Origin of the sequence: Leptospira borgpetersenii serovar Javanica, assembly GCF_003046425.1 — a bacterium.
Taxonomy (GTDB): domain Bacteria; phylum Spirochaetota; class Leptospiria; order Leptospirales; family Leptospiraceae; genus Leptospira; species Leptospira borgpetersenii.
Genome location: NZ_QAJG01000006.1, coordinates 122,096 through 147,500 on the forward strand (window position 1 = coordinate 122,096; position 25,405 = coordinate 147,500).

Genomic DNA, 25,405 nt, shown 5'->3' on the forward strand with positions numbered 1-25,405 from the left:
ATATCTTTTAAGTCTATGAATTCGACCTTAAAGTTCTTGAGCGCTTTTCTTCTTCTTGGATCGCTATTTCTTTCGATCGGATGCACCTATTCCGTAGAAAAAAAATACGTATATGCAAAACCGTATTATCCAAACCAAAACTATTTCAATGAAGAAAACCCTCAATTTGAAGAAGGAAAACCGTATTGGCTTTTGGACTTTTTAGGAAATATTTTCGGGGTCTTATCCAAACTGATTCTTTGGAACAAAAAAATGAACAACCATCGTTTATCCGAAGAAACGAAAAATTATTTAAGGGATTATATCAATGACAATAATCTTCAAGACGTAAAAGTCCGCTTTAATCAATATGCCCCGATAGACGATCTTGTCCAGCTTTGGAGATCGGATAACGTTCATCCGGTTCTAAAATACACTTTTGGAATCATCAATTGGTTGTTCGGAGTTATTATTCCAGGAAGACTTTTTGCAGGGCTCCTTACGGGCGATCACTACAATCCATATTCAAATACAATCAACCTCTACAGCGACATTCCATCGGTTGTTCTTCACGAGGGTGGACATGCAAAAGACTTCGCACTCAGAAAACACAGATCTTTTTATAGTATCTCCTATGCGGTTCCGATTTTTGGTCCTTTGTATGCCGAGGCGCGCGCTTCGGAAGACGCTCTGGGATATCTAAGACACAAATGCGATCTGAAAAATGAATTGATAGCCTATAGAACGTTATATCCCGCTTATGCGACGTACTCGGTGGGGCCGATTTTAAGTTCCACAGGTAAATTGATCGGTCTGACGGCTTCGATTCCAGGTCATATCGTTGGCTATAGGAAAGAGAAAAATATCGAAAAGCAGGAGATTCCCGAGTGCAAACTCGTGGAAGAAATGGCAAAATAAAAACTTTCATTGTACTTCCCGATTTGTGAATACTCCCGATCATACTTTGATTTTTAGGATTATTCTTTAAATAACGTGAGTTCGGCGTAATCAATAAGAAAGCAATTATTATGCTGCGACCCATAGTGAGAGTATTTTAGTTTCAGCGTGGTCCGGCCTTTGCTTGCAAGGGCAGAATTCGCCCAAACTTTTTTATATCGAACTCGCATTAACTACAAAAAATCGTTTAAAACCGTAAAGAGACGTAATCCGTGGAAACCACTGCCTTCAAATAACAAAGGTTAAAGTGAAAATATGCAATTGTAGTTCTTTGAAACATAGGGAGTTCTACGATTATTTGCGAAAAATATTAAAACTCAATCTATGTCAAACTCATATTATTTTAAGTTTTTTTAATCAATTAGCTAACCGCAAATAGTTTGATGGGAGTTTGAATGATTCGTAAAAGATAAACTCAGGCAAATTGTTTCATTGATAGAAATTTATCTCAAAGATGATATCGCAGCAATTATCTCCAAAGATTTTTGTGAGAATATTTGAAAAATTGAATCTCGTCAGATATAGATTCAAAAGAACTCGGAGAAAAAACGGAATCTATAAAAAGAGGTTTTGAATCTAACATTATAACTTGCTAACTAACGCAAAAAAACTATCGGAACGACACATACTTGAATTTGGCTGGTCCGTTTTTGTTTTAAAAAACTCGAAGAATATTTTAAGTGGATCGATTATTTTTAGAAATAGCGATAATCATTTGATAAATAAGGCTACGAGTTTCTAGCGGAATTTCATCATAAAATGAAATCAACGTATCTTCCGCTTTATCATTTGAGATTTTATTCCACAGATAATCACGCTTTTTCATTTTTTTAACGGTTCCGGAATTTTCGTTAAGAGATGAGTTCACTTCAGGACTTCCCTGCCCTTTGATTAACCAAAGACCCGAAATACCGTGTGTTTTTTCTATATCTGCCGCAAGTTTATCTAATAAAGGACGTTTATCGTTGCAAATGTAGCTGATATAGTTTTGAGATTTACCTATCGAGGTCGCAAAGTCTTCATCATTCATCGCTAATATGTTTTTGACTGCATAGCGAAGTCGTTTTCCCGGCGAGGAAAAATCTATATTTGTCAAAGGAATTGTAATAATTTTATTTGCCATATATTCTACGTTAATTCAATTTTGAATTAGAGATCCCTTTTTATAAATTTACTAAAATATCTAACTTATACCCCTTTTATTACAACCTTAAAAATAGATTTAATGAACGGAAATATAAGTTTTTTGCAGAATTTATAAATAAATATTAAGTCTTTGAGTTCATATCCAATTACATGAATTGTAAAAATCCATACATATCCAATTCATCGGAATATGAATTTGGTTCTTCTGTTTTCCAATAACAAAATTAAGAAAAGTCCAAGTCTACTAACTAAAATTGAAATGATATTTTTAGAATACTCCTTTTTGGTTAGACGCTATCTCAAAAATACTTTTATCTCTGCTTAAAATGCCGATTCCAATTATTCTAAGATATTTTCGAGACAACGTCCTAGTATACTCTCAGAAAACGAGCTAAATACCACAGTATTATCCAATGGGAAAGAAAAGAGGATCCGGAATATCTCAAAAAAACGGCTTATAATATCGTAAACTGAATTTTGTGATGAAGTAAAGGAATTACGAGATTTTTTTTAATCATCCGATTTGATTTCCTCGAGCGGAACTTTTGTCAAATAAAATTCGATCTTTTACCGATTCCTATAAAATGTTAACCTAACGTGAGTTTGGCGACTAAAAATCAGATTTAAAATACCACTCCCACATACACCAAAAAGAAATTCAGTATAAATCGAGGCCGATATTTCTAGATGATTTTCATACGCAATAAAAAATAAATCCTAAAGTAAAGCCCGGGAATTCGAAGAAGAAATTGGAAAAATTATTTTGTAATATCGCAAATTCGACCATAGTTTAACGCGAGTCGGCATAATCAATGAGAAAGGGACCGATGCAAGGTCAAGTTATTGGTGTTTTATAAAAACTTAATCTGACTTTGGAGTTTCGCAAAACCTGCAGAGCGACCCATAGGAAAGCTCTGCATTGAGTTTTTCAGAGCGATCCTGGGCCATAACGTTACCCACAAATTAAGAAGGCTTTTGGGATCATAAGGATCAAAAACTGATATTTTTCAAGTGTTCCGACAAGAATGAGGCTTTTTACTTGCAAGAAGTATGATTTTGTGGTAAAGAAAACCTCCCGAGTCTTCCCACCGCCTCTCCCCTCCACCCAAAATCAGGGTGGGGCGTAAGTTTCACAGAGGATTTGTAGTAATTCCGACAGATTTATCTTCAGATCCAAGTATTTGTGGGTAAGGTTATGTTAGAGGGCAACATACTTTAGTTTTCTGCTTTATTAGAAAGATCAAGCTGGTAACTAAAGCGTCTCGCTTCTATTGGCGCTCGACGGGTTCTTATATCGAATTCGCGTTAATTTATAACCTTTTTGGAAAGTAGTCTTACAAACACTCTTATATTACTTGATCTCTAAGGTTTCGATTCCCGATTCGGTGAAAATTTCCTCATACTTTGAAACGAAAGGAGCCTCTTTCTCAATTCTTTCCTCAATTGCCATCCCTTTAATTTCAGATTCGCTGTAAGTTCTTATAAAATCCCTTACTGCAAGTCTCTGAATGAGTTCATCCCAAAAGATACTGTCTTGATATTCGGTAATAAGATCGGAAATGTCCGTCTTTTCTTCGAACTCCCTGGTAAGATAATGAAACTCTTCTTCGTTATCATACGCTACCAAATGGGAAACTTCCAGAGCCTTTGCATAAGATAAAACTTGTTGTTCCATGTCTTCGAAAGCATCGTACGAATCCAATCTATCCGTAGCAGGTTCCTCTTCATCCAGAATGGAGTGGTATAAAAAGCGAGTGATCGCCAAAGATTTAAGAAGGGCTTCGTATTGTTTCCGAGTAAGTTCTATGTTCATTGCAATTCCCATTTCAGAAGGGAAGGTTAGAATTGCCAAATCTATTTCTCCATAAATTGGATTGAATATCGATTATATTCGATCAAAATATTTGATTTTTAAGTAAGAATATAGATTTTAAATCGATTCAAGTTTAAGTTGAACGCGTACGAATCCGCAAAACTTCTTATTCCCTTTTTATTCCATTGCTTTTGGAAGATTATTTTTCACAGCCAAAAAACCTCCTAAAATTGAAAAGAAAAATCCCGGTTCCTTATTCTTTACATATTTTATCTTTTTACTGAATCGCTATATAACGGCTCCGCATCTAAAAATCGATCTGTGCCCAAATTTATAATACCGAATAAATCAGGATCATTTGTTCATCTCATTATCACTTCCTCGTTTCACGATGATGCGAATGTCGAGTCAAAACAATCACAAGCCTAAAATCGCCATTTTACCCAAGGTGAACGGACGGCTTTAAAGTAAATATTCATAATTTAACGTGAATTCGATATGAGAAAGTTTGGGCAAATCCAGTCTTTGCTTGCAAAGGCTGGCTCGAGCTGAAAGCAAAGTGCTGCTCTCTACGGATCGCAGTATAATAATCGTTTTCGCATTTGTTCACTCACGTTAATTCAAAGAAGCGTCTTTAAAAACCCCGGAAACAAAAACGCCTCCGGCAGATTATCCATGAGCAATCATGCCTTTTGGTCGATAAAATATAAAATTAATTTATTTAAATATATCAATTCCCTAATATAACTCCAGAGCAAGGCGGCATCTTGAATTGTTCAAATTCGTTGTGCTCAAAAAGAACGGTGGAAAAGAAATATTTTCCACAATCGGTCGGATTAGAAAAAAATCTGACCTTTTTCCCGAAATTAAAAACGACCAGTTTACGTTCTTTTTCAAATTCTCTCAAATAGACCAGCATATCTTTTGGAACGTTTTCTTCGATTAATCTCAAAGATCCTTCCTTTAGGGCCCGACTTTTGTTTCTAAGGTGAAGAACATTTTTGTACGTATTCAAGAGAGAATCCCTATCCTCCGATTCGATCAAAACGTTTCTTTCCCGATAATTCCCATGAACTCGAATCCAAGGAGTCGCCTCCCTACTCGTAAATCCGGCATTCGGTGAATCGTCCCATTGCATAGGAGACCTCGCCCTATCCCGAATGATAACGTCCGCAAGTCCCAACAACTCGGAAAACGAATCTCCCAACCAACGATAAATTCTCGCGAGGGGATCCTGAGCTTCCGTCAATTTAATCGTCTCGTTGGTCATACCGATCTCTTCCCCGTAATAAGTGACCGGAACTCCTCTTGCGGTAAATTGAAATAAGGCGACCAACTTTCCCTTTTCAAGATTGTTGTTGATCTTCATCATATAACGTCTTTGATCGTGGTTTCCAAAAACATATGTGGGAATATTCGGATATGGATACACTTCCTCCATCTTCTTGACGATACCCCTAAAAAAATTCGTTTTGAATTTTAACAGTAGGGTTTCGAACAAAAAGATAAGGTTCAGACCATCTTTTTTTTCGCCCAAGTAACGTTTGATGATATGATCATCTCCTGCGACCTCTCCGACCGCAAAACGATCCCCGTCGAACTCGTCCAAAACGGCCCTTAGTTCTTTTGCAAATACGAAGTTATTTGGATGATTTACGGTATAAACCCTACTTTGAAAATAGCCATCGTGATCGTTTTCCGAGACGATATATTTAAACCGAAACGGATTATCTCGAAAGTGTTTATCTTTATAGATCGCATGAAAGATATCCAAACGAAAGCCGTCCACTCCCTTCCGAAGCCAAAAACGCAAAACGTCAAACATCGCTTTTTTGACTTCAGGATTGTAATAATTCAAGTCCGGTTGAAATTCCAAAAAACTCGCCAGATACCATTGATCGGTATTAGAATCGTAATGCCAAGCTTTAGGAGTAACGAACGAGCTCCAATTATTAGGGGGTTTATTCTTCCCTCTTCCGTCTCTCCAAATATACCAATCCCTTTTGGGATTTTCACGGTTAGAACGGGATTGTTGAAACCAATCGTGTTCGATGGAGGTGTGATTCATTACCATATCGAAAACGATTTTCATTCCGCGTTTATGAATTTCTTTTATTAGTTTTTCTGCATCCTTAATGGTTCCGTATTCGGGAGCGATCGAATAATAATCGCTAACGTCGTAACCGTGATCCATCTGAGGACTTTTATATAAAGGAGATACCCAAATGGTTTCAAACCCGAGATCATGCAAATAATCCAATTTCGAAATGATGCCCGGAATATCTCCGATTCCGTCTTGATTACTATCTGCAAAAGAACGAGGATAAATCTGATAAATCGTGGTTTTTTGCCACCACTTATCGATTGGATAGGAGGATTTATTTTTGGAAATTGTTTTTTTCGCAGTCATGTCGCTTCGGCTTTATGGAATCTAAAATATTAGAATGAAGGTTGTCAAGACGGTATTCCTTACAAATCGAATTCGTTTCAACAGAAGATATGAATTTGTAGTATTCAAACTCACCTGAATCCATTTTCAATCTTTACAAAAGTTTATTCTTAATTATTCAGACAAATCGTTTATTTTAGAATTTTCAAAACATCCCGCGTCTACAATCTGGATTCATGAAGGCGACCTTTTCCTACGACCCGGAAACCGTCCGCAAAGTATTGGGATTCGCATCGGATACCCGGTTTTATAAGGAATCACCGATTACGACTGTTACGACCGCTTCTACCGAGGTGGAAAAAAATTCTCTTTTCATTCCTCTCCGAGGGAATCGGGACGGACACGAATTTATCGGAGACGCACTTTCTCGCGGAGCGAGTTATTTTTTAGTCGAAGAAGACCATCCGATTCGAAAGAACTTCAATTCGAAGGAGCGGGCTAAAGCGATCCCCGTAAAGGACACGTTAGTTTCACTTGGAAAGCTCGCCGCCTTCCACAGATCACGTTTTAATCCGATCGTAATTGCAGTTACCGGATCCAGCGGAAAGACCACGACGAAGGAATTTTTAGGAAACTGTTTAAAAAATCTCGAAGAACCCGTATTGGTCGTCACTGAAAAGAATTACAATAACGAGATCGGGCTTCCATTCACTTTGTTTCGGATTTCCGATCGAACTCGAATCGTAATATGCGAACTCGGAATGAATCACAAAGGGGAAATTGCAAGACTCGCTCAAATTGCAAAACCGGATTTCGCTCTAATTACTACAATTGGAACCGCACACATAGAATTTTTAGGAAGCCAAAAAAACATCGCAAAAGCAAAAGTGGAAGTGGCTGAGGGTTTGGTGAAGGGAGGAAAACTCTTTTATCCAGATACGGGAGAATATTCTAAAATACTAAAAAGTACACTCCGCCGACATGGAAGCAGATTGATTCTTGTTAAACCGAATCATATATTTTCCGTTCTTCAAAAAAGACCTTCCGGATTCTTATTGGAATACAAGGACAAAGAGATTGAATGGAATTTACCCGGATATAAACTTCTAGAAAATTTAGCGATCGCAATCGCCTGTTTAGAAACTGTCGGAGTTCCTACGGAATGGATTCTAAAAGGAATCTCCACGTTTAAATCCGTCGATAAAAGACTGAACTTACAAAAAGGGAAATACTCCATAATCAACGACACTTACAATGCGAACTACGAATCGACGCTTTCATCCTTGGAGGTTACCGATCAGCTCGCGGATGGAAAAGAATTCTACGTAGTTTTAGGAGATATGAAAGAATTAGGAAAACATTCCCAAAAGTTTCATAAGGAACTCGGAAAAAAATGTTCCGAATTTCAGAATTTAAAAGGACTTTTTACATTTGGAACCGACTCTCTTTGGATTCGGGAAGAATTTGTTAAACGAACAACCTTTCCTAGATTTTCCGAACATTTTGCTGGAACCGAAGAAGGGCTTGTAAAACTCGTTCGGAAATTTTCGCAAACGGTTCCGAAAGGTTCCATCGTTTTAGCGAAAGCCTCGCGCGGAATTCAATTGGAGCGCTTCGTAGATTCCCTTCCTGTTTAATACTTGCAATCACTACGATCGAAGAAAATATCTTGAACAGGAGAAAAGACTTGAGTGCAAAAGTGGCAATCATAATGGGAAGTCATTCCGATTGGGAAACGATGAGAGAAACCGAATCGATCTTAAAAGAATTCGGCGTATCCTTCCATAAAGAAATCGTGTCCGCGCATAGATCTCCCGAACATATGTTAGAATTTTCTAAATCGGCAAAACAAAACGGTTATTCCGTAATCATCGCAGGGGCCGGGGGAGCCGCTCATCTTCCGGGAATGGTCGCTTCGATGACTACGCTTCCCGTCCTCGGAGTTCCCATACAAAGCAAAACGTTAAACGGCTTAGACAGCCTTCTTTCCATTGTTCAAATGCCGGGAGGCGTTCCTGTCGGAACTCTTGCAATCGGGAGCGCCGGTGCAAAAAACGCGGCTCTACTCGCGATAAGAATCCTTTCCCTTCAAGATTCTGAACTTTCCGAAAAACTCGAACAGTATCGAAACCAAATTCGAGAGGATGCTCTTTCAAAAAACAAGGACCTCTTGTGAAGAATAACGATGTTTTAACTCCAGGTTCGAGGCTTGGGGTAATGGGGGCCGGACAACTCGCGAGAATGTTCTGCTTGGAAGCGATCCCTTTCGGATACGAGGTTTCCGTTTATTCTCCTGAAAAAAATCCCGCCGCCGCGGGAGTCGGCGCCAAACCGTATCTATCCGCATATGAGGACGAAGAAGCGCTGGTCGCTTTTTTAAAAAATATAGATGCTCTTACATTCGAATTTGAGAATATTCCAGAAATTGCACTTTCTACGATAGATAAATTTGCTAAACAAACCGGACTCAAAGTCCATCCTTCTCCGAATTGTATTCGAATCGCACAAAATCGATGGAAGGAAAAAAACTCTTTTCGAGAAGCGGGGATCCCAACGGTAAACTTTTATCCGATTTTTACGGAAAAAGACAAACTTTCCGTTCTTTCTAATGTGAAATTTCCCTGCATCCTCAAAACGAACACGATGGGTTACGATGGAAAAGGACAAATCCAATGTAAGACCAAGAAGGAGCTTTCCTCTGCACTTTCTTCTTTGAAAGAACTCAATCATATCGTGGAAGAATTATTTCCGTTTACTGCGGAAGCCTCCGTAATTTTAGCGAGATTCGAAAATGGAAAAATCCTAAACTTTCGTCCTTCTAGAAACGTTCATAAAAATCACATCTTAGATCTCACATTTTACCCAGGAAATTTTTCGGAAAAGATAGAAACCGAACTCGTAAACCACTCTAAAAAATTGGCGGAAAAGATCGATTATGTGGGAGTTTTCGGAATTGAATTCTTCATCAAAAACGAGGAAGTTCTTTGTAACGAATTCGCTCCAAGGCCGCATAACTCTGGGCATTTCAGTCAAAATTCAGGAACCCTTTCCCAATTTTCTCTTCAATTAAGAACTCTTTGTAATTTACCTTCTCCAAATACGATTCCGACAAAGCCGATTACGATGAAGAACATTCTCGGAGAGGACTACAAACCGAATTCTCCGCTTTGGAACAATGCATTAGAAAATCCTTATTATCATCTTCATCTTTACGGAAAGAACGAAGTTCGAAACGGAAGGAAAATGGGACACTGGAACTATTCCGGTCCTAATCCTGAATCCGCTTTTTCAGATTGGAATTAACTTCCTCAATTCATTACTCGAATATCCCAGACCCTTAGAGCGACTGAAATATAAAATTCATTTTTAGTATTTGGACGTATGAAAACCATACCAAGAATTAACGGATGATTTTTACAAAGACCTATCAGTCCCCACAAGATTACGTCGAATTGTCGACTTTTTTTGGAGTGGGTCCAACGCTTTAGCTTTTGAAACCATATCAAAATTTGTCCCAAAACCTGAAAAGAAATCAGTTACAATCATTCGGTAAGTTCGCAATAAAATGTAAGAGTTCCCGCATTCAGAGGACCGACGGTAGCGTCGCTGTAATGCCACCCAACAGAAGACAGTTTTGGGACAGATTCCGATATGGCGTCCCATCTGTAGCAGTAATCGGCAAAAGAGATAGAAAAGAGCGAAATGATTACCCTCATCATGATCGAATTCAATACCATCTTTTCTTTTCACTTCGATCGGTTGACAGAGAGTCTTTCGGTTTTAAGATCGACCTCATGAAAATTACAGACGAAGTTTTTAAAAATGCACTTTCACACTTTCCTTCCGGCGTTACCGTCATTACATATTCTCATCTTGGAAAACACGGTGGTCTAACCGTTAGCAGTTTCAGCTCTCTTTCACTCAATCCTCCTCTTGTTTTATTTTGTCTTCAGAAGAACATAACTAGCCACGATCCGATTTATGATTCCGGTAAATTTATCGTGAACATTTTGGCGCAGGGACAGGATTCTCTATCCAATCAATTTGCCTCGGGAAAAACCGACAAACACACTCTCATTCAAGAGCTTAAATGTAAAACGGGAGAGCTGGAAATTCCTATTTTACCCGGAATTCTTTCTTATATCGAATGTGAGGTGGAGCAATTTGTAAACGGAGGAGATCACTCTATCGTAATCGGAAAAGTGATTTCCGCCGGAGCGGAAGACAGTTTGAGGCCTTTGTTGTATTACAGAAGGAACTATTATTCCATTTAGGCTAAAATTCCTTTTATCAAAGAATAAAAACGGCTCCTTGGAAAAGGATCAGTCTTATTTTGTCGATTTGGATTTTTCAACACTTAAGTAAATTATAATTTACCTAAGTTAATATTCCGTCCTTAAACATAAACCTATAGGCGGTTCATCTTCGAAAAAACGTAGAATGTCAATACTTAAGTCGGACTTTGAACTTATACCGAACCTATTTCTGAAATATGCTAATCAAAATGGAAGCGAGTACAAACTGCATGCCTTCGAGTTTGCACACAAATTCTTATAACCCTAAAGACATTAAACCAAGTAACGCATTTTTGAAAGTCCATGTGATAAGAGCCCCAGTATGTAAGATTTTAAAATACGAGAAAAACTGCCGATATGAGGCGATCTGTGAGAACTATTGCGCTCCGTTACCGGCGACTTAAAAATCATGATCATGATTTCTCTTCGAATTTTGAGACAGACTTCCTGTTAAAAAGATTATACGTTCGGCTTACCGATAGAGAAATATTGAAATCCTTTCGTTTTCATCAATTCGGGGGAATATTGGTTCCTTCCGTCGAAGATGACCTGATTTTTCAAAAGGTTCTTAATTTTTGAAAAATCAGGCTCTCTGAATTCTCTCCATTCGGTTAGGAGTAACAAGGCATCCGCACCATTTAAAGCGGAATATGCGTCAGTCGCATATTCCACTTTCCCTTCAAAATAAACTTTCGAGGTTTCTTTCGAGACCGGATCGTAGACGCGTAATTTTACGTTTTTATCATATAATTTCAGAAGTAAGGGAATTGAAGGAGCTTCTCTCATATCGTCGGTGCCGGGTTTGAAAGAAAGTCCCCAAACTGCGAAGGTCATTCCGGCAAGGTTCGATTCTCCGTAGAACTTCACAATTTTTTCATAAAGTCTGAGTTTCTGAGTTTCGTTGACCTCTTCCACTTTACGGATGATCCGAAGAGGAGAACCTTCGTCTTCAGAAGTTTTAATCAAAGCGCGAACATCCTTAGGAAAACAAGAACCACCATACCCGATTCCAGCGTATAAAAACTGTCTCCCGATTCTAGAATCAGTTCCCATCCCTTTACGAACATCTTCGTAATTTCCTCCGACCGTCTCGCAAAGATTTGCGATTTCGTTGGCAAAAGAAATCTTAGTCGCAAGAAACGCGTTACACGCGTATTTCGTGAGTTCCGCGGAAACGACTCCCATTCTTAAGATAGGATTTCCGTTCAGGACAAAAGGAGCATAAAGTTGTGCGATCAAATCTCCAGCTTTTTGGGTCTCGGAACCGATTACGACTCTTTCGGGGCGCATGAAATCGTCGATCGCTGCGCCTTCTTTCAAAAATTCCGGATTAGAAACAACGTCGAATTCTTCTTTGGTTTCATTTGCAATAATCGCTTTCACTTGGGCCGCGGTTCCGACCGGTACTGTAGATTTGTCTACGATGACTTTGTATCCGTTCATAGACTTACCAATTTCTTTTGCCACCGCAAAAACTGCGGAAAGATCGGAAGAACCATCCGGCAAGGTGGGAGTTCCCACAGCGATAAAAATGATATCCGATTTCTGTACGCCCTCATGCAGAGAAGTGGTGAACTCGAGCCTTTTTTCCTTCCAGTTGGTTAAAACCAATTCGGAAAGTCCCGGTTCATAAATGGGAATGACACCTTTTTTAAGATTTGCGATTTTTGCTTCGTCTTTATCGACACAAATCACATGATTTCCATATTCCGCAAAACAAGCACCCGCGACAAGACCTACGTATCCGCTTCCAACCACACAAACTTTCATATTGAGAACCAGAATTCCGACCTTTCCAGGTTGAGAAAGAAAAATAAATCAGAAAGAAGTGTCTTTTTTAAAGCTACTTTGTACCGGAAGCCAAGCAATCCCTTCAAATTTAGGCAAATCTAAACGTTCCAACTCGAAGGAAAGAATTCCGTCTTTCCAGAGATAACTATTCTCAACATGGCTATCTCCTTCGTGTAAGGCAATGCCGAGAGTGTATTTACCTGCAGAAAAATTCAAAGGAAGTCGGAAGTTCGCCGAAACGGATTCCCCTGCATGAATATTTTTCAACGAATTCCCGAGATGATATGTGTTCGTTCCAAAGACCCGGATTCCCCGAGAGTCGTCTATATGAAAACCTACAGTAAGATTCGGAATATTCTTTTTGAATATTACATGGACTGAAATTTCCACTTCGGAACCCACTGGAAAAATTTGCGGGTTTGCCCGATCTTCGTATTGCAAACCCTCTGCACGACTCCGATTGATTCGATCCGGAACTTGTCGCAAATCTTGTATCGGTGGATATAGTCCTACAAGATTCAAATCCACGAAAAGACTTTCCACAATAGAATCTTTAGGAAATGGAAAAGCAGTTTCCTGCCCGCTCGCCGAACCTGCAATGATCTGCATGTATTCCCGAAAACCGTCTATGGGATTCCCATCGAAAACCAATTTGCCTTTTTCCAAAATCAAAACACGGGAACATACCGATTTTAAAAGTTCAAGATCATGACTTACAATCAGAGTCATAGTTCCCTGTTCCTGGAAGGAACGAAAACGCCTAAGACATTTTTGCTGAAAACTCGCGTCACCCACAGCGAGAGCCTCATCTACAATAAGGATGTCGGGTCTTGAAAAAGTTGCAAGAGCAAACCCGAGGCGCATGACCATTCCGGAAGAATATTGCTTCATTGGAATATTCTTAAATTCTTGTAGACCGGAAAATTCGAAAATTTCGTTCATGGAGGATCGGATTTCGCCTGGACTTAGCCCCCAAATAAGACCATTGTAATAGAGGTTCTCTTCCCCCGAAAGTTCCGGATTAAATCCCACCCCAAGTTCCAGAATGGAACGAAGAGATCCCGTTCTTAAAATTTTTCCGGAAGCGTAAGACGACACACCACTGAGAACTTTTAAAAGAGTGGATTTTCCAGCACCGTTTCTTCCAATCAAACCTACAATTTCTCCCGGAGAAACTTGAAAACTTACGTTTCTAAGCGCATCAAATTTGACGTCGTTTCCTAAAAATCCGAGAGAAAGAACGTTTAAAATTCTTTGAAAAGGCCCGCTGTAACCGGCGTAAACCTTATTTAGATTTTCCACTTTTAAACTCAAAGATGATCCAAAATGACGGAATGAAATTTAGAACGACTCAAAATTCCGATCAAAGGAAATAAAATCAAGTAAGGAATAAATTCTTTCCAATGAAAAACCGCAACAAAGTCGTTTAACAAAAAAAATCGAAACAGCTCGAGAGGGAAATTGAGAGGGTTCCAAACGTTGATCGAATGTAAAAAACCCGTGGACAAATACAAGATCGGTAGCGACCAAAAGAAAAATTGAGAGATAAGCCGAATAAGAGGTGTAATATCCCTTAAAATAACGTTCGCCCTCGCCAAATATCCTTGAATAAAGGAAAGTAAATATCCTACAGCAAGTATAACAAAAATCGAAACCGGAAATAAAATTACATTCAATTTTCCTAAAGTAAATAATACGATCAAAACCGGAACCGCAGTCACCGTAAAGTGAATGAACATTTGAACGTAAGGAATCCAGAGAAAAATCTCTGGCCCCAAAGGGGATCTTTTGATCAACTGTCGATTTTCTGTAAGAATTGAGGTCCCTCGAATCATATATTCCTGGAGAGGAATCCAAAATAAAAGTCCGCTGAACGTGTATCCGATAAAATCAGAAGCCGATTCCGGATTCCCTTTTAGATGAAGCAATAAAAAGACGATCGTATAGATCAGAATCAAACTGAGATTTTGAACGAGCATCCAAGAGATTCCAAGGGAACTTCCTGCAAACTGTAAAGCGTAATCCCTCTTTACTAATATCCAAAGAATTGATAAACTTTTCAACACTTCGCTCGAGCCTGAAGAACCTTACCTTTCTTACAGGAATAGATCCCGTCAATTCCAAAAATCCATTGGTCCAAGAGTTCCAGACCGATCATGTCAAGGAGTCTCCCAAAATTTTCAAAAATCCAAAGATCCTCCTTACTGGGTTTAGAACTAGATTCAGGATGATTGTGTGCAATGATGACGGAAGACGCCGCATCATTTAAAATGATTTTCAGAAGATCCCTGGTCTGTACCCCCACTTCCTCCAAACTCCCCACTGCAACAATCTCGGCCCGTAGAACCGCACCTTCCGGAGAAAGAGTGATGAGTACAAAACATTCCCTGTTTTTAGGGATCAAACTAGTAGCGAGAAAATTGAGAAGTTGTTCGGAAGAATAACGTCTTCCTTTAAGAGCCTCCCATTTGAGACGTCTTGCAAATTCGACAGCCGCAAGCAAAGTAGTTGCTTTAGCAATTCCCACCCCTGGAATTTTACGAAGATCCGAAACCTGTTTTTGAAGCAGGCCACCGAAGCCTTTACTTTGATGTAAAATTTCACGACTGAGTTCTTCGATCGGTTGAGCCCGGTTCCCTCTTCCCAGAAGTACCGCCAAAAGTTCCCAATCTTCTAGGGATTCGGCTTCGTACGCGATCCGCGTTCTAGGATCGGGGAAAGGACTCAACTTTTCAGAGAGTTTTCCGCTAGACTTCAAATCCGCTTCAAATTATTTTTACTCAACTCAGAAAGAGAATCTGAAAACCAGGTCCCTTTTTGAACGACGTTCCCTTCAAACACCTCTTCCAGATAATCCGCAAAAGATTTTAGATTCGGCTCTCCGGCACGAGTCCGTTCCTTCCAGTTCGGACCAGCTCCGGGAAGACCACCACGTTTTCTCTGGTAATTTGCTGATTCTTGCAAAGATCGAATGATCATAGTCTTCTCCCCATTCTCAATAAATTAGACGACATAAACAGATAAAACAACAGGATTATTCACTAAACGGATATGTATATACTAATCAAAATAGTAGTAAATGTCAACCCAAAACGTTTCTTTTTTTAAAAATCATCGATTTTCAAGTTTGAAACTTAAAATCCTGTTCTCCTCCGCCTTCATTGTGCTATCTTAACTCTTTCCCTGGACAAAAACCTTTGTGTTTGGATCTTTTTTCGAAATAATTTGATTTTTTTTCAAATCTTCACTCCAAAGTACAAATTTTCCGAACCGCTTTCAGAGTGGGGAAAAACAAATCTTATTTTTTAAGACCGGAAAATGCTTTCCTAAAGTTTCGAATCCCGCTCGGTTTCTGTGTTTTTCTTTTGAGTTTCGACTCTTTGAACGCGGAAAAAGACGTAACCTTACGGCCGGATCTGGATCCTACGTTTTTCCTAGTTCAAAGAAACACGAGTCTCTCTTTAGGAGGTTTATTCGAAACCCGAAAGAAATTTCCTCCTTCCTATGGAGCTTGGCTGGAACTTCCGTTTTGGAAACGAGATCGTAAGCATTTTTGGAAAACTTTTTTTCTGTATGAGAATCACAGAACCCTCTCAGAAGAAATTTCCGTCGTTCATCGAGCCCAAATAAACCTATGGTATTCTTTTCTTTCAGGTGAAAATTTTCTCTTTCCTTCCGTTTTTGTCGGATGGGAAAAAGGACAGAAAGATTTGGCTGTTTTCGGAATTCATTTGGAAATTCCGGAGAGACAATCAATTCAACTTTTCGGAAAAACCGGAGAAAATTTCCGAAACGTTTCATTCTTTCTTCATTCCCCTTTCGATCAAGATCTTCGTTTGTTTTTAGGCGTTTCTAGAACTTGGAACGATTCTCATACGGAAGATCAATTCACTCTAGGAATCGGAATTTCCTGGGAAAAACTTTCTTTTTCCTTTTTTGGAAATCGACTCGAAGAAGAGGAAACCTCTCTAACCGGAAAATTCGGAGTAAATAACCTCCTTAATCAAAAGGACAACTTAGAATTCACGGATAACTTCGATTCCAAAAATTCGAAACTCACAAATTGGAAGAATCGAATCCAAGAACATTTCAAATCCAATCATTACGTCCGAGCAAGTCATCCCCGAGGATACGGCTCAAAACTCAAACTCTATATCGCGTTATACGACTTTTTCCATTTCCGTTCAGGAATTGTTATCCGCAGGTTTTCCACTTTCCTCCGCATTGAGAATTTCCCAAAAGAGCTCCCGTTCCAAAAAAGAATTTTTCCAATTTTTAAACTCTCTACCGGAAAAAGAACGAGCCAAAGTTTTCGTTCTCTTGAAAAAGAAAAACCCAATTTTGCGGAAGAAATAACGATGGGGTTTCGATTCATTCTTATCGATTCGCTCAAGGTCCGAACCGTCTTTTTGGATCACCTCCTTAGCAACTTTCAGGAAGCCCGATTCGCGAACAATAAAATCTTCTTTTTTCGAATTCAATCGATACATATTTCATTTTTAATATATTCTGTTTTATTAAAATATCTGACTTCAGTCGTAAAATCGCTTTCTCGGGCTCAAAATCCCGTTCTCCTTTCGGAACGTTCTTCTCTGAAAATTTTTTCCCTTCTCCTCATAATGTCGGCTACGTCCGTCCGTCCAGTCGAATCCAGAATAGGCGCAACATTCGAAACCTACGAATCAAGATATTCGCATACTTCAAAAGAGAATTGGTTTTTCAAAATTTCGAATTGCGGAATGAAACAAATCCCCCTGTCTTACAACTTACCGCAAAATTCGGAACCGCTACTTCTCGATACCCCCTTCCCAAAAGTTATGCGGTCAAATCCTTATCGAAGAACGAAAAATTCTCCCGCCCAAAACCAAACGGGCTCGAACGATAAACGGCAAAGAGAACCGATTCGGTCTTGGCACAACTCAACGGTTTCGGTTTACGATGAACCACAAAGTGGTTCGAATTCTCATTCAAAATTCCAGAATTGTTTCACCGGTTTTGCGGAAACGAGAAACGGAACTCCTCTTTTATCCGGAAAAGTTGATCAGAAATTTTTCAGGGCAAGCCTAGGCCACCGATTTCGGCCCTTGGAAAATTTTTATTTTTTAAGAGACAACGATTTTTATACGGCACTGCCCGAGATCGAACAAGGGATTCACAAGGCCGGTTTTTTCGGCCTCAAGTGGAAAGAGTGGTCTTTGGGAACTTATTTTTCCGAGCAGGAAGCCAAACATAAACCTGGAATATATCTTCTATCTCCGCTCAAGTTGTTCGAGTTCGCGTATTCTCCCGAAATGAAAAAACATTACGCTTCTTTAAACTTTCAATCAAAAAATTTCTTCCTTGCAGGTCCCAAAATCGTTTCCAGAATTCAAACCTTTGGTGAAAGAAAAGAAATCGACGGAACCTTTTATTCTTCCGCGACTTCCGAAAAATTCGAACTAAAACTCACGGGTTATCGCGGAAAAAACGAAGACCTTTTCGCTCTTGACCCGGATCGTAAGGAACTAAAAGGTAAAGCAGAGTTAGTCCGTCTTGGGTTCATTTCTCACTCAATCTTCAATTTAGAATGGATTCGCGCTTGGAGCTATCCTCTACGCAAACAATCCGATTCGGGCCCAGAAGCGGAAAAATTCCAACCGTTCAACCCGACTATTCCCGAAAGCGATTCTAAACGTTGGGAAATCATCGCAGGCAAAGCTCCTATCTTTTACGATCCGTTCTGGGGCGGAATTTTTCTTTCTCTTAGAAATTATACGAACGAAACTCTCGGTCGCGGAATTTATTACGGACTCTACAAAAAGCGATTCACGATCGAAGCAGGACAAGAATGGAGAATCAACGGAGACAAAATCACCGAAGGAAAATGGTCCTTTCGAATGAACGAAACTTGGAACTTGGAAGGGGCTTTTTTATTCCAGAAAGAAGGCAATCATACCGATTCCCTTTTCGAAGCGAGAACCACGAGAGACGAAACGAGTTCGATCTTTACGGATCGTTCTTCCTCGTTTCGTCTCAGACTTCTTTCGCCTTACGTCGCGCTTACGGTAAGTCACTCCAGAAAAAAAGAAAGTAAAAACGATAGCATCTGGATCAATCTGCAGACGCAATTTTATTTTTAGAATATTCTTAAATTAACGTGAGTTCGGCCTAAGGTTCTATCCCAAAACTAGGACAGAACCTTGCGGCTTGATCTTTCTGACAAAGTAAACTGGGGTTTTGGGATGCGCTGTAAAAAAGTTTGGACGAATCCATTCTTTCAGAGGATTTTATTTTTTCCTCAAGGACAATTAAAAATTAGTATTACTTATCAGATGTCGGTTTTTGAGATAGTTTCTAGTAAAAACGGTGACCAACCGTGCTTTTCGCTCCAATTCCTTCGGAATTTTCCAAACTAAAGTGCCGTTCCCATAGATCGCTGCGCAATAATCGCTTTCGCATTTGTTAATGCCGAACTCACGTTAAATTATAATCTTTTTTTAAAGTAAGTCCACGCGTCAGAAAATTCGCTTCATAAAACTCCTTTATATATATACAAAGCGATTGTTCTAATGACTTTAAAAAGAAAAAATCCTTTGAACGGCCTTTTCTTCTTTTAAACCCAAATTTCCGAGAGCCGAAAGATGTAGCTTAGGAATCCCAAAGGCCGACCTTGCAAAACGATTCAAATCCTCTAAAGTAATCGAGTAGATTTCTTTCACCCTTTCTTCATAAGAATAATTACGGCCATAGTACAATTCCATGAGGGCAATCGTATTCATACGAGATTCGGTTTGTTCGTAGCTGATCGAAAGAGCACCTTCGTGATTGGATTGGGCATCTAGAAGTTCCCTTTCGGTGATTCCACGATCCAAAATCAATTTGATCTCGTCGGCGATCGTTTCCAAACAAGTAACGAATTTCTCCTTGGAAGTAGAACAAACGATGCTATTGATACCTACGTCTATATAAGAGGAAGGATAGGCGGTGATCTGATAACAAAGTCCTTTCTCTTCTCTAACTTTTTGGAAAAGTCTGGAAGAAGTTCCACCGCCTAAGATGTGAGTGAATAGGCTAGCCAAAGAGGCATTGTGAAATTCTCTTGCAAACCCCTCCCCACCTAAAACAAAATAAACCTGTTCCAGTTTTTTCTTTTTCGGAAAGTAACCCCATTGTTTTTTGGGTAAGGGAAGTGCATCTATATCTTTCTTTTTCTTTTTGAGTTTATTAAAATACTTTCCGGCGATCGCAAAAATTTCGTCCGGTTCGAAGTTTCCGGAAATCGAAAGAAACATATTTTCCGTATGATAATACGTATTATAAAATTCTAATAATTTTCTGTGATCAACCCCTGAAACGGACTCTCTCGTCCCAATGATGTCCCGTCCCAAAGAATTTTTAGGAAAAAAATTCTGATAGTAGAAATCGTGAATATAGTCCTCCGGAGAATCCTCGTAACCTTGAAGCTCCTCCAAAATCACGCCTGCCTCGTTTTCTATATCTGATTGTTTGAGCAAGGGTTCATAGATCATTTCGGCCAACAGCTCCAAGCCGAGGCCGATATGTTTTCCGGCGACCGTTACGTGAAAGTAGGTGTATTCTCTGGAAGTAGCGGCGTTAGTAAAACCGCCGACTCGTTCTATGTCTTCAGCTTGTTCTTTAGCGGTCCGTTTAGCCGTATCCTTGAAAAGCATGTGCTCCAAAAAATGACAATAACCGGCATTCTTAGTAGATTCGTGTCTGGAACCGACACGGACAAAAACTCCTGCAGAAGCACTGACTGTATGAGGGGCTTGTTGAAAGAGAACCGTAATTCCCCCGGGCAGAACTTTTCTATAAACTAACTGTGAAGATTCCTGTACCAAGGGAATATTAAAAAAATATTATATTTCCTCAAGAGCGTCTTTTCTGGAAAGATCGATCTTTCCAGTCTTATCCACATTCAAAACCTTTACTCGAATGATATCACCTTCTTTGACGATATCTTTCACGGAATTTACTCTTTTAAAATCGATCTTAGAGATATGACAAAGACCTTCTTTACCGGGTAGGATCTCGACAAACGCTCCGAAATCCGCAATCCGTTTTACTTTTCCTTCGTATATCTTTCCTACTTCGACCTCTGCGAAAAATCCATCCACCATCTTCGCTGCTTTTTCTGCGGACTCTTGATTGGAGCCGGAGATGGTCACTCTTCCGTCATCTTCTATATAGAGCTCCGCTCCTGTAAGTTCACTGATTCCTCGAACGTTTTTACCACCCGGACCGATGAGCTCGCCTATTCTGTCCTTAGGTATATTTCGAACGATGATTCTAGGAGCGGTTCCGGCTAAACTATCGGAAGCCTTGGAGATATGTTTTTCCATAATATCCAAGATATGGAATCTTCCCCTTTGTGCCTGTTCGAATACACTTTCTAAAACGTCGAAACTGACACCGGTCACTTTCAAATCCATCTGAAACGCAGTGATCCCTTTTCTGGTTCCTGCAATCTTACAATCCATGTCTCCGAAATGATCTTCCAAACCGGCGATATCGGATAACACCGCATACTTACCAGAAGAATCCGAAAAAAGTCCCATCGCAATTCCGGAAACGCTTCCTTTAATCGGAACACCCGCCGCCATCAGTGCCAAAGAACCGGAACAAACGGAAGCCATAGAACTGGAACCGTTGGACTCTAAAATTTCGGATACAACTCGGATCACATACGGAAATTCTTCCGACTTAGGAAGAACTAATTTGAGAGCTCGTTCCGCCAAATTTCCATGTCCGATTTCCCTTCTTCCGGGACCGGAAGATCTACGAACCTCACCCACAGAAAACGCAGGAAAGTTATAATGTAACATGAAGGACTTCTCTTTTTGACCTTCCAAAGTTTCGTATCTCTGATTGTCGGATCCCGTTCCTAAAGTCACAACCCCTAAAGATTGAGTCTGCCCCCTAGTAAAGACGGAAGAACCGTGAGGGCCGGGAAGCGGATTGATTTCCACGGAAATAGGACGAATTTCGTCTAATCTTCTTCCGTCAAAACGAACTCCTTGGTTCAGAACTTGTTCACGCACGATTTCGTATTCCAATTCGTGCAGATATGTTTTTATATCTTTGATCTTGTCCGCATCTTCCACCGTTTGTTTGAAGAACTCGACAACATCTTTGTTCACGTTAGAGATTTCTTTATTACGAACGGTTTTGTCGGGAGTTTGATTTGCGGCGGTTAGTTTTGCAAACGCATATTCTTTTACCTTAGCAAGAAGTTCAACGTCCCGGGCTTTTAACTTAACTTCTCGTTTGGCGACTCCGATTTGTTTAGCATATTCTTCCTGAAGAGTCACAAATTCGGCGATATGTTTTTGAGCGAAACGAAGAGCCGAAAGCATTTCTTCGTTGCTCAGCTCTTTTGCTTCTCCCTCAATCATGACGATATGAGTTTTAGTTCCGGCAACAACCAGATCCAAATCGGAGTTCACAATTTCCTTCGTAGTCGGATTCAAAATCAACTCTCCGTTGATTCTTCCGATTCTCGCACCTGCAATCGGCCCGTTGAAAGGAATATCAGAAATCGTTAATGCAACGCTGGCGGCATTCAGCGCGTGTCCTGCAACAGAAACGTCTCCGTCCGCGGAAAGAACCTGGACTTGAAGTTGCACTTCGCAGAAGTATCCCTCAGGGAACAGAGGTCGAATCGGTCTGTCTATAATCCTGGAAATAAGAATTTCATGTTCCGGAGGTTTAGCTTCCCTTTTAAAATAGCCACCGGGAAAACGACCAACGGAATAGAGTTTTTCAGTATATTCACAAGTAAGAGGGAAAAAATCTTGTCCTTCTTTCGCATCATCGGCGGCACAAACGGTCGCAAGTAATACTAGGTTTCCGGATTTATAAACGACTGCGCCGTGAGCTTGTTTCGCCCAGTTTCCAGTTTCGAGAACGATCGTATCTCGGCCATATTGGCCGGAAATTGTATGCGTCACTTACGAAGTCCGAGAGTTTCAATTAGTTTTTTATAACGATCTAATTCGGTTCTTTTGAGATAATCCAGAAGTTTCTTTCTTTTGCCTACGAGTCTTAAAAGACCGGTTTTGGAATGAAAATCTTTTTTATGAGACTTGAAATGTTCGTTGAGTTCTTTAATTCTCGCATCAATGAGAGCAATTTGCACCTCAGTGGAACCCGTATCTCCCGCTTTGCGGGCAAAATTACTGATAATTTGTTTTTTCTGTTCAGCAGCTATCATAGAGTGAATATACCTTTTTACCATTTTTCAAGCAATGGCACCTCTTTAAAGCTAATTTTTAGGAAAGACTCTTAAATATTTATAATCCGATTCATGAACTCCGTGCTCTTCTTTTCTACACCAAGCAAGAACCTCACCTTCAGATGAAGTTAAAAGAAATTCATTCCCGGGAATCCATTCCAATTTTATTTTTCTCCCGTTGAACACATTCTTCACTTCTGTGCTCGGGATTTCCACAATGGGAAATTCCAAAATCGATTCCGGAGAATGAATCTTAACTTTCCCTTCCAATAGATTTTCATACGAATCGGCTTGGTTCAAATTCAATTTGCCAATACTCGTGCGAACCAATTTTTCCAAACGAAGCGGAAAACCGACACGATCGGAAATATCCATTACAATCTTACGGATGTAAGTCCCCGCAGAAACTCGAATCTCAAAAGAAATCAATTCGGGAGAAAATATTCCGAGTTCATACTGATACACTCGAATCTTTCGCACGGCGGGAACCAGTGCGACCCCTTCTCGAAAGAGATCCGATCTTCTCCTTCCGTTTACCTTGAGCGCAGAAACCTCCGGAGCTTCTTGAGTTTCCCAGGTCGGAACTTGTTCGAATAAATCTTTGAGTTTCTCTCGATGTTTCCGAAACCAGATTTCCGTTTGTTCTTTCGGTAGCCATTCTAAGATTTCACCTTCCTTATCTCCGGAATCAGTGGATTCTCCCAGTTTGACCCAGGCTTGGTAGGATTTTTCTTTTTCTAAGAATACGCTAGAAAAGCTAGTGCAACTTCCGACAGGAAGAATCATAAGACCGCTTGCGGCCCGATCCAAGGTTCCCGTATGACCGACCTTTTTGAATTTAAGTTTTTTACGGACAGCCACTACAAGATCCGAAGAAGTCATCCCTTCCGGTTTGTGAATGAGCAAAAATCCGGATTCAGTCCGCACTCGTGGGTTTTCTGGTAAGTCTGAGCGATTCATCCAAACTCTGAATATATTCCTCATCCCAGAGAAATTGCATTCTAGGCGTAATTCTAAGTCCTAACTTTCCGGATAATGTCGTTTGAAACAAACCAGCGGCGCTGTTGAGTCCGGATAGTACTTTCAACTTTTTTTTGTCCGTGCAGATCGCGGTTACGAATACTTTCATGTTCTTTCCGTCTTCAGATATTTCCGCACGATGGACGGAAACCATATGCACCCTTGGATCTTTTACTTTGCCCGACAGAATCATCATCGCAACGGTACGAACGGCTTCCGCTTCGATTTTTCTTCTTCGGATCGGATTCAAGGCCCGGTTTTCCTATTCCAATTTCCGCTTAATCACAGTTACATTATAAGCTTCAATCGTATCTCCGACTTTAAAGTCGTTGTATCCGTCCACTTGGATCCCGCACTCGAAACCGGATACGACATCATTAACATCGTCTTTGACTCGTTTGAGAGATTTGAGTTTTCCGTCGAATTTCGTTACCCCGTCGCTGATTACGCGAACATTAGCCGACTTCTGGATTTTTCCGGATGTAACCATACAACCGGCAATGTTTCCGATCTTGGATACCTTGAAGATTTCCCGAATCTCAGCGGTTCCGATCACTTCCTCGATTTTTTCCGGTTCGAGAAGCCCTTCCATCGCGAGTTTGATCTCATCCACAACTTGATAAATGATGTTATAGTACTTGATCTGAACCTGCTCCTTTTCCGCAAGAGCAATCGTTTTCGGATTTGCACGCACGTGAAAACCGATGATGAGAGCATTCGAAGCAGAAGCGAGCATAACGTCCATATCCACGATCGCACCCGCGCCGGACTGGATCACGTTCAACTTCACTTCCGGAGTAGAAAGTTTTTCCAAGGATTCTTTGATCGCTTCCGCAGAACCGCGAACGTCCGCCTTGATGATGACCTTAAGTTCTTTCAAAGCGCCGAGTTTGATATACTCGTTCATGTTCTCAAGAGTTACCTTAGAGGTGGTTCCGGCCGCAGCGCCCGCATTTCCGATTTTTTCGAATTCAATTCTATGTTGAGAAATATTTCTGGCTTCTTTTTCATCCGCCATCGCGTCAAACGGCGCCCCCGCATCCGGAACTCCATCGATACCGGTTACCTGAGCCGGGAATGCAGGTCCTGCTTCCTCGATCAGTTGCCCGAGATCGTTGTACATCGCTCTTACACGACCGGAGAAAACTCCCGCAACGAAAGGATCTCCCACACGAAGAGTTCCGTTCTGAATCAGAACCGTTGCCACCGATCCACGACCTGGATCCAGTTTCGCTTCTATGATGGTTCCTTTTGCTCTTCGTTTCGGATTGGCCTTCAGATCCATCACCTCGGCTTGGAGGAGAATTACTTCCAGAAGTTTATCGATTCCTATGTTTTCCCGAGCGGAGATTTTGACATACATCGTTTGTCCGCCCCATTCTTCCGATTGAAGACCGTGATTAGCAAGTTCCTGCATGATCTTATCCGGATTTGCCGTCGGAAGATCGATCTTGTTGATGGCAACTATAATCGGAACCTCGGCCGCTTTCGCGTGACTGATCGCCTCAAGAGTTTGAGGCATCACTCCGTCATCCGCCGCGACTACTAGAATTACAATATCGGTCACCTTTGCCCCTCGGGCTCTCATGGAAGTAAACGCTTCGTGACCCGGAGTATCCAAAAAAGTAATTAAACCGCGTGCGGTTTTTACTTGATACGCACCGATATGTTGTGTAATTCCGCCCGATTCCGTATCGATGACGGAACTTCTACGAATCGTATCGAGCAATTTAGTCTTACCGTGGTCTACGTGGCCCATTATAGTAACGACCGGAGGACGA

Annotated in this window: 21 protein-coding genes and 1 pseudogene (1 of these 22 only partly in view); 7 read left to right on the forward strand and 15 right to left on the reverse strand. The window is 40.5% G+C overall.

Annotated features, from left to right (window positions below; all coding sequences use genetic code 11):
* The first annotated feature begins 15 nt into the window (after positions 1-15).
* The gene (locus tag CLV95_RS06585) at positions 16-897 is read left to right on the forward strand and encodes a lipoprotein (RefSeq protein ID WP_002734562.1); all 882 of its coding nucleotides are present in this window, start codon (positions 16-18) and stop codon (positions 895-897) included.
* Between the two features lie 715 nt (positions 898-1,612).
* On the opposite strand, the gene CLV95_RS06590 is transcribed toward CLV95_RS06585, so the two are convergent.
* The 3 genes from CLV95_RS06590 to CLV95_RS06600 form a co-directional block, all read right to left on the reverse strand.
* Complete coding sequence (locus CLV95_RS06590) at positions 1,613-2,059, reverse strand: transcriptional regulator (protein ID WP_002726429.1); 447 nt, start codon at positions 2,057-2,059, stop codon at positions 1,613-1,615.
* A 1,374-nt stretch (positions 2,060-3,433) separates the two neighbouring features.
* Positions 3,434-3,895, reverse strand: coding sequence for a hypothetical protein (locus CLV95_RS06595; RefSeq protein ID WP_100220806.1), 462 nt, complete (start codon positions 3,893-3,895; stop codon positions 3,434-3,436).
* A 730-nt stretch (positions 3,896-4,625) separates the two neighbouring features.
* The gene (locus CLV95_RS06600; protein ID WP_002726172.1) at positions 4,626-6,305 is read right to left on the reverse strand and encodes a glycoside hydrolase family 13 protein; all 1,680 of its coding nucleotides are present in this window, start codon (positions 6,303-6,305) and stop codon (positions 4,626-4,628) included.
* Between the two features lie 215 nt (positions 6,306-6,520).
* Here CLV95_RS06600 and CLV95_RS06605 point away from each other — a divergent pair, with 215 nt between their 5' ends.
* The 3 genes from CLV95_RS06605 to CLV95_RS06615 are packed head-to-tail and all read left to right on the forward strand — an operon-like array spanning position 6,521 to position 9,587.
* On the forward strand, positions 6,521-7,921 hold the full coding sequence (locus CLV95_RS06605) for a UDP-N-acetylmuramoyl-tripeptide--D-alanyl-D-alanine ligase (protein ID WP_002734416.1): 1,401 nt from the start codon (positions 6,521-6,523) through the stop codon (positions 7,919-7,921).
* A gap of 50 nt (positions 7,922-7,971) precedes the next feature.
* A complete protein-coding gene (purE, locus tag CLV95_RS06610) occupies positions 7,972-8,460 on the forward strand; it encodes a 5-(carboxyamino)imidazole ribonucleotide mutase (RefSeq protein ID WP_002726292.1) in 489 nt (162 codons plus the stop codon).
* A 41-nt stretch (positions 8,461-8,501) separates the two neighbouring features.
* Positions 8,502-9,587 (forward strand): 5-(carboxyamino)imidazole ribonucleotide synthase, encoded by a 1,086-nt coding sequence (locus CLV95_RS06615; protein ID WP_050551940.1) that lies wholly within the window; start codon positions 8,502-8,504, stop codon positions 9,585-9,587.
* A 239-nt stretch (positions 9,588-9,826) separates the two neighbouring features.
* Here the strand turns inward: CLV95_RS06615 and CLV95_RS06620 are convergent, their stop codons facing one another.
* Complete coding sequence (locus CLV95_RS06620) at positions 9,827-10,021, reverse strand: hypothetical protein (RefSeq protein WP_016748883.1); 195 nt, start codon at positions 10,019-10,021, stop codon at positions 9,827-9,829.
* A gap of 57 nt (positions 10,022-10,078) precedes the next feature.
* On the opposite strand from CLV95_RS06620, the gene CLV95_RS06625 reads away from it, so the two are divergent.
* Entirely contained in the window at positions 10,079-10,558 is a 480-nt protein-coding gene (locus CLV95_RS06625) for a flavin reductase family protein (protein ID WP_002734340.1), read from the forward strand.
* A gap of 480 nt (positions 10,559-11,038) precedes the next feature.
* On the opposite strand, the gene CLV95_RS06630 is transcribed toward CLV95_RS06625, so the two are convergent.
* Genes CLV95_RS06630 through CLV95_RS06650 form a run of 5 tightly spaced genes read right to left on the reverse strand, consistent with a single transcriptional unit; the run spans position 11,039 to position 15,349 of the window.
* Positions 11,039-12,349: a UDP-glucose dehydrogenase family protein gene (locus CLV95_RS06630; protein ID WP_002726457.1), complete on the reverse strand. Its 1,311-nt coding sequence runs from the start codon at positions 12,347-12,349 to the stop codon at positions 11,039-11,041.
* A 48-nt stretch (positions 12,350-12,397) separates the two neighbouring features.
* Positions 12,398-13,684, reverse strand: coding sequence for an ABC transporter ATP-binding protein (locus CLV95_RS06635; protein WP_002734479.1), 1,287 nt, complete (start codon positions 13,682-13,684; stop codon positions 12,398-12,400).
* On the reverse strand, positions 13,681-14,436 hold the full coding sequence (locus CLV95_RS06640) for an ABC transporter permease (protein WP_002734338.1): 756 nt from the start codon (positions 14,434-14,436) through the stop codon (positions 13,681-13,683). Before CLV95_RS06640 ends, CLV95_RS06635 begins: the two co-directional genes overlap by 4 nt.
* Positions 14,430-15,128 carry a JAB domain-containing protein gene (locus CLV95_RS06645; protein WP_002726136.1) on the reverse strand — a complete coding sequence of 233 codons (699 nt, stop codon included), beginning with the start codon at positions 15,126-15,128 and terminating at the stop codon, positions 14,430-14,432. The genes CLV95_RS06640 and CLV95_RS06645 overlap by 7 nt, the downstream gene beginning before the upstream one ends.
* A complete protein-coding gene (locus CLV95_RS06650; RefSeq protein WP_002726196.1) occupies positions 15,125-15,349 on the reverse strand; it encodes an LIC12298 family protein in 225 nt (74 codons plus the stop codon). Before CLV95_RS06650 ends, CLV95_RS06645 begins: the two co-directional genes overlap by 4 nt.
* Positions 15,350-15,651: 302 nt before the next feature.
* On the opposite strand from CLV95_RS06650, the pseudogene CLV95_RS06655 reads away from it, so the two are divergent.
* Together CLV95_RS06655 and CLV95_RS06660 are read left to right on the forward strand one after the other, a co-directional pair.
* Positions 15,652-16,726: pseudogene (locus CLV95_RS06655) on the forward strand (hypothetical protein).
* A 2-nt stretch (positions 16,727-16,728) separates the two neighbouring features.
* Positions 16,729-18,489 (forward strand): hypothetical protein, encoded by a 1,761-nt coding sequence (locus CLV95_RS06660; RefSeq protein WP_026054893.1) that lies wholly within the window; start codon positions 16,729-16,731, stop codon positions 18,487-18,489.
* A gap of 435 nt (positions 18,490-18,924) precedes the next feature.
* Here the strand turns inward: CLV95_RS06660 and CLV95_RS06665 are convergent, their stop codons facing one another.
* The 6 genes in view from CLV95_RS06665 to infB are tightly spaced (at most 51 nt apart) and all read right to left on the reverse strand, a layout consistent with a single transcriptional unit that may run on beyond the window.
* A complete protein-coding gene (locus CLV95_RS06665) occupies positions 18,925-20,211 on the reverse strand; it encodes a M16 family metallopeptidase (protein ID WP_002726134.1) in 1,287 nt (428 codons plus the stop codon).
* A gap of 18 nt (positions 20,212-20,229) precedes the next feature.
* Positions 20,230-22,320 carry a polyribonucleotide nucleotidyltransferase gene (pnp, locus tag CLV95_RS06670; protein WP_002726324.1) on the reverse strand — a complete coding sequence of 697 codons (2,091 nt, stop codon included), beginning with the start codon at positions 22,318-22,320 and terminating at the stop codon, positions 20,230-20,232.
* On the reverse strand, positions 22,317-22,583 hold the full coding sequence (gene rpsO, locus CLV95_RS06675) for a 30S ribosomal protein S15 (protein WP_002632045.1): 267 nt from the start codon (positions 22,581-22,583) through the stop codon (positions 22,317-22,319). Before rpsO ends, pnp begins: the two co-directional genes overlap by 4 nt.
* Positions 22,584-22,634: 51 nt before the next feature.
* A complete protein-coding gene (gene truB, locus CLV95_RS06680) occupies positions 22,635-23,564 on the reverse strand; it encodes a tRNA pseudouridine(55) synthase TruB (protein WP_026054092.1) in 930 nt (309 codons plus the stop codon).
* Positions 23,521-23,874 carry a 30S ribosome-binding factor RbfA gene (gene rbfA, locus CLV95_RS06685; protein WP_002726152.1) on the reverse strand — a complete coding sequence of 118 codons (354 nt, stop codon included), beginning with the start codon at positions 23,872-23,874 and terminating at the stop codon, positions 23,521-23,523. Before rbfA ends, truB begins: the two co-directional genes overlap by 44 nt.
* 12 nt (positions 23,875-23,886) lie before the next feature.
* Positions 23,887-25,405, reverse strand: the 3' portion of a protein-coding gene (gene infB / locus CLV95_RS06690) for a translation initiation factor IF-2 (RefSeq protein WP_017853519.1). It continues 1,028 nt past the right edge of the window; 1,519 of the gene's 2,547 nt are visible here — the last part of the coding sequence; its start codon lies off the right edge, out of view — the gene reads right to left on this strand; it ends in the stop codon at positions 23,887-23,889.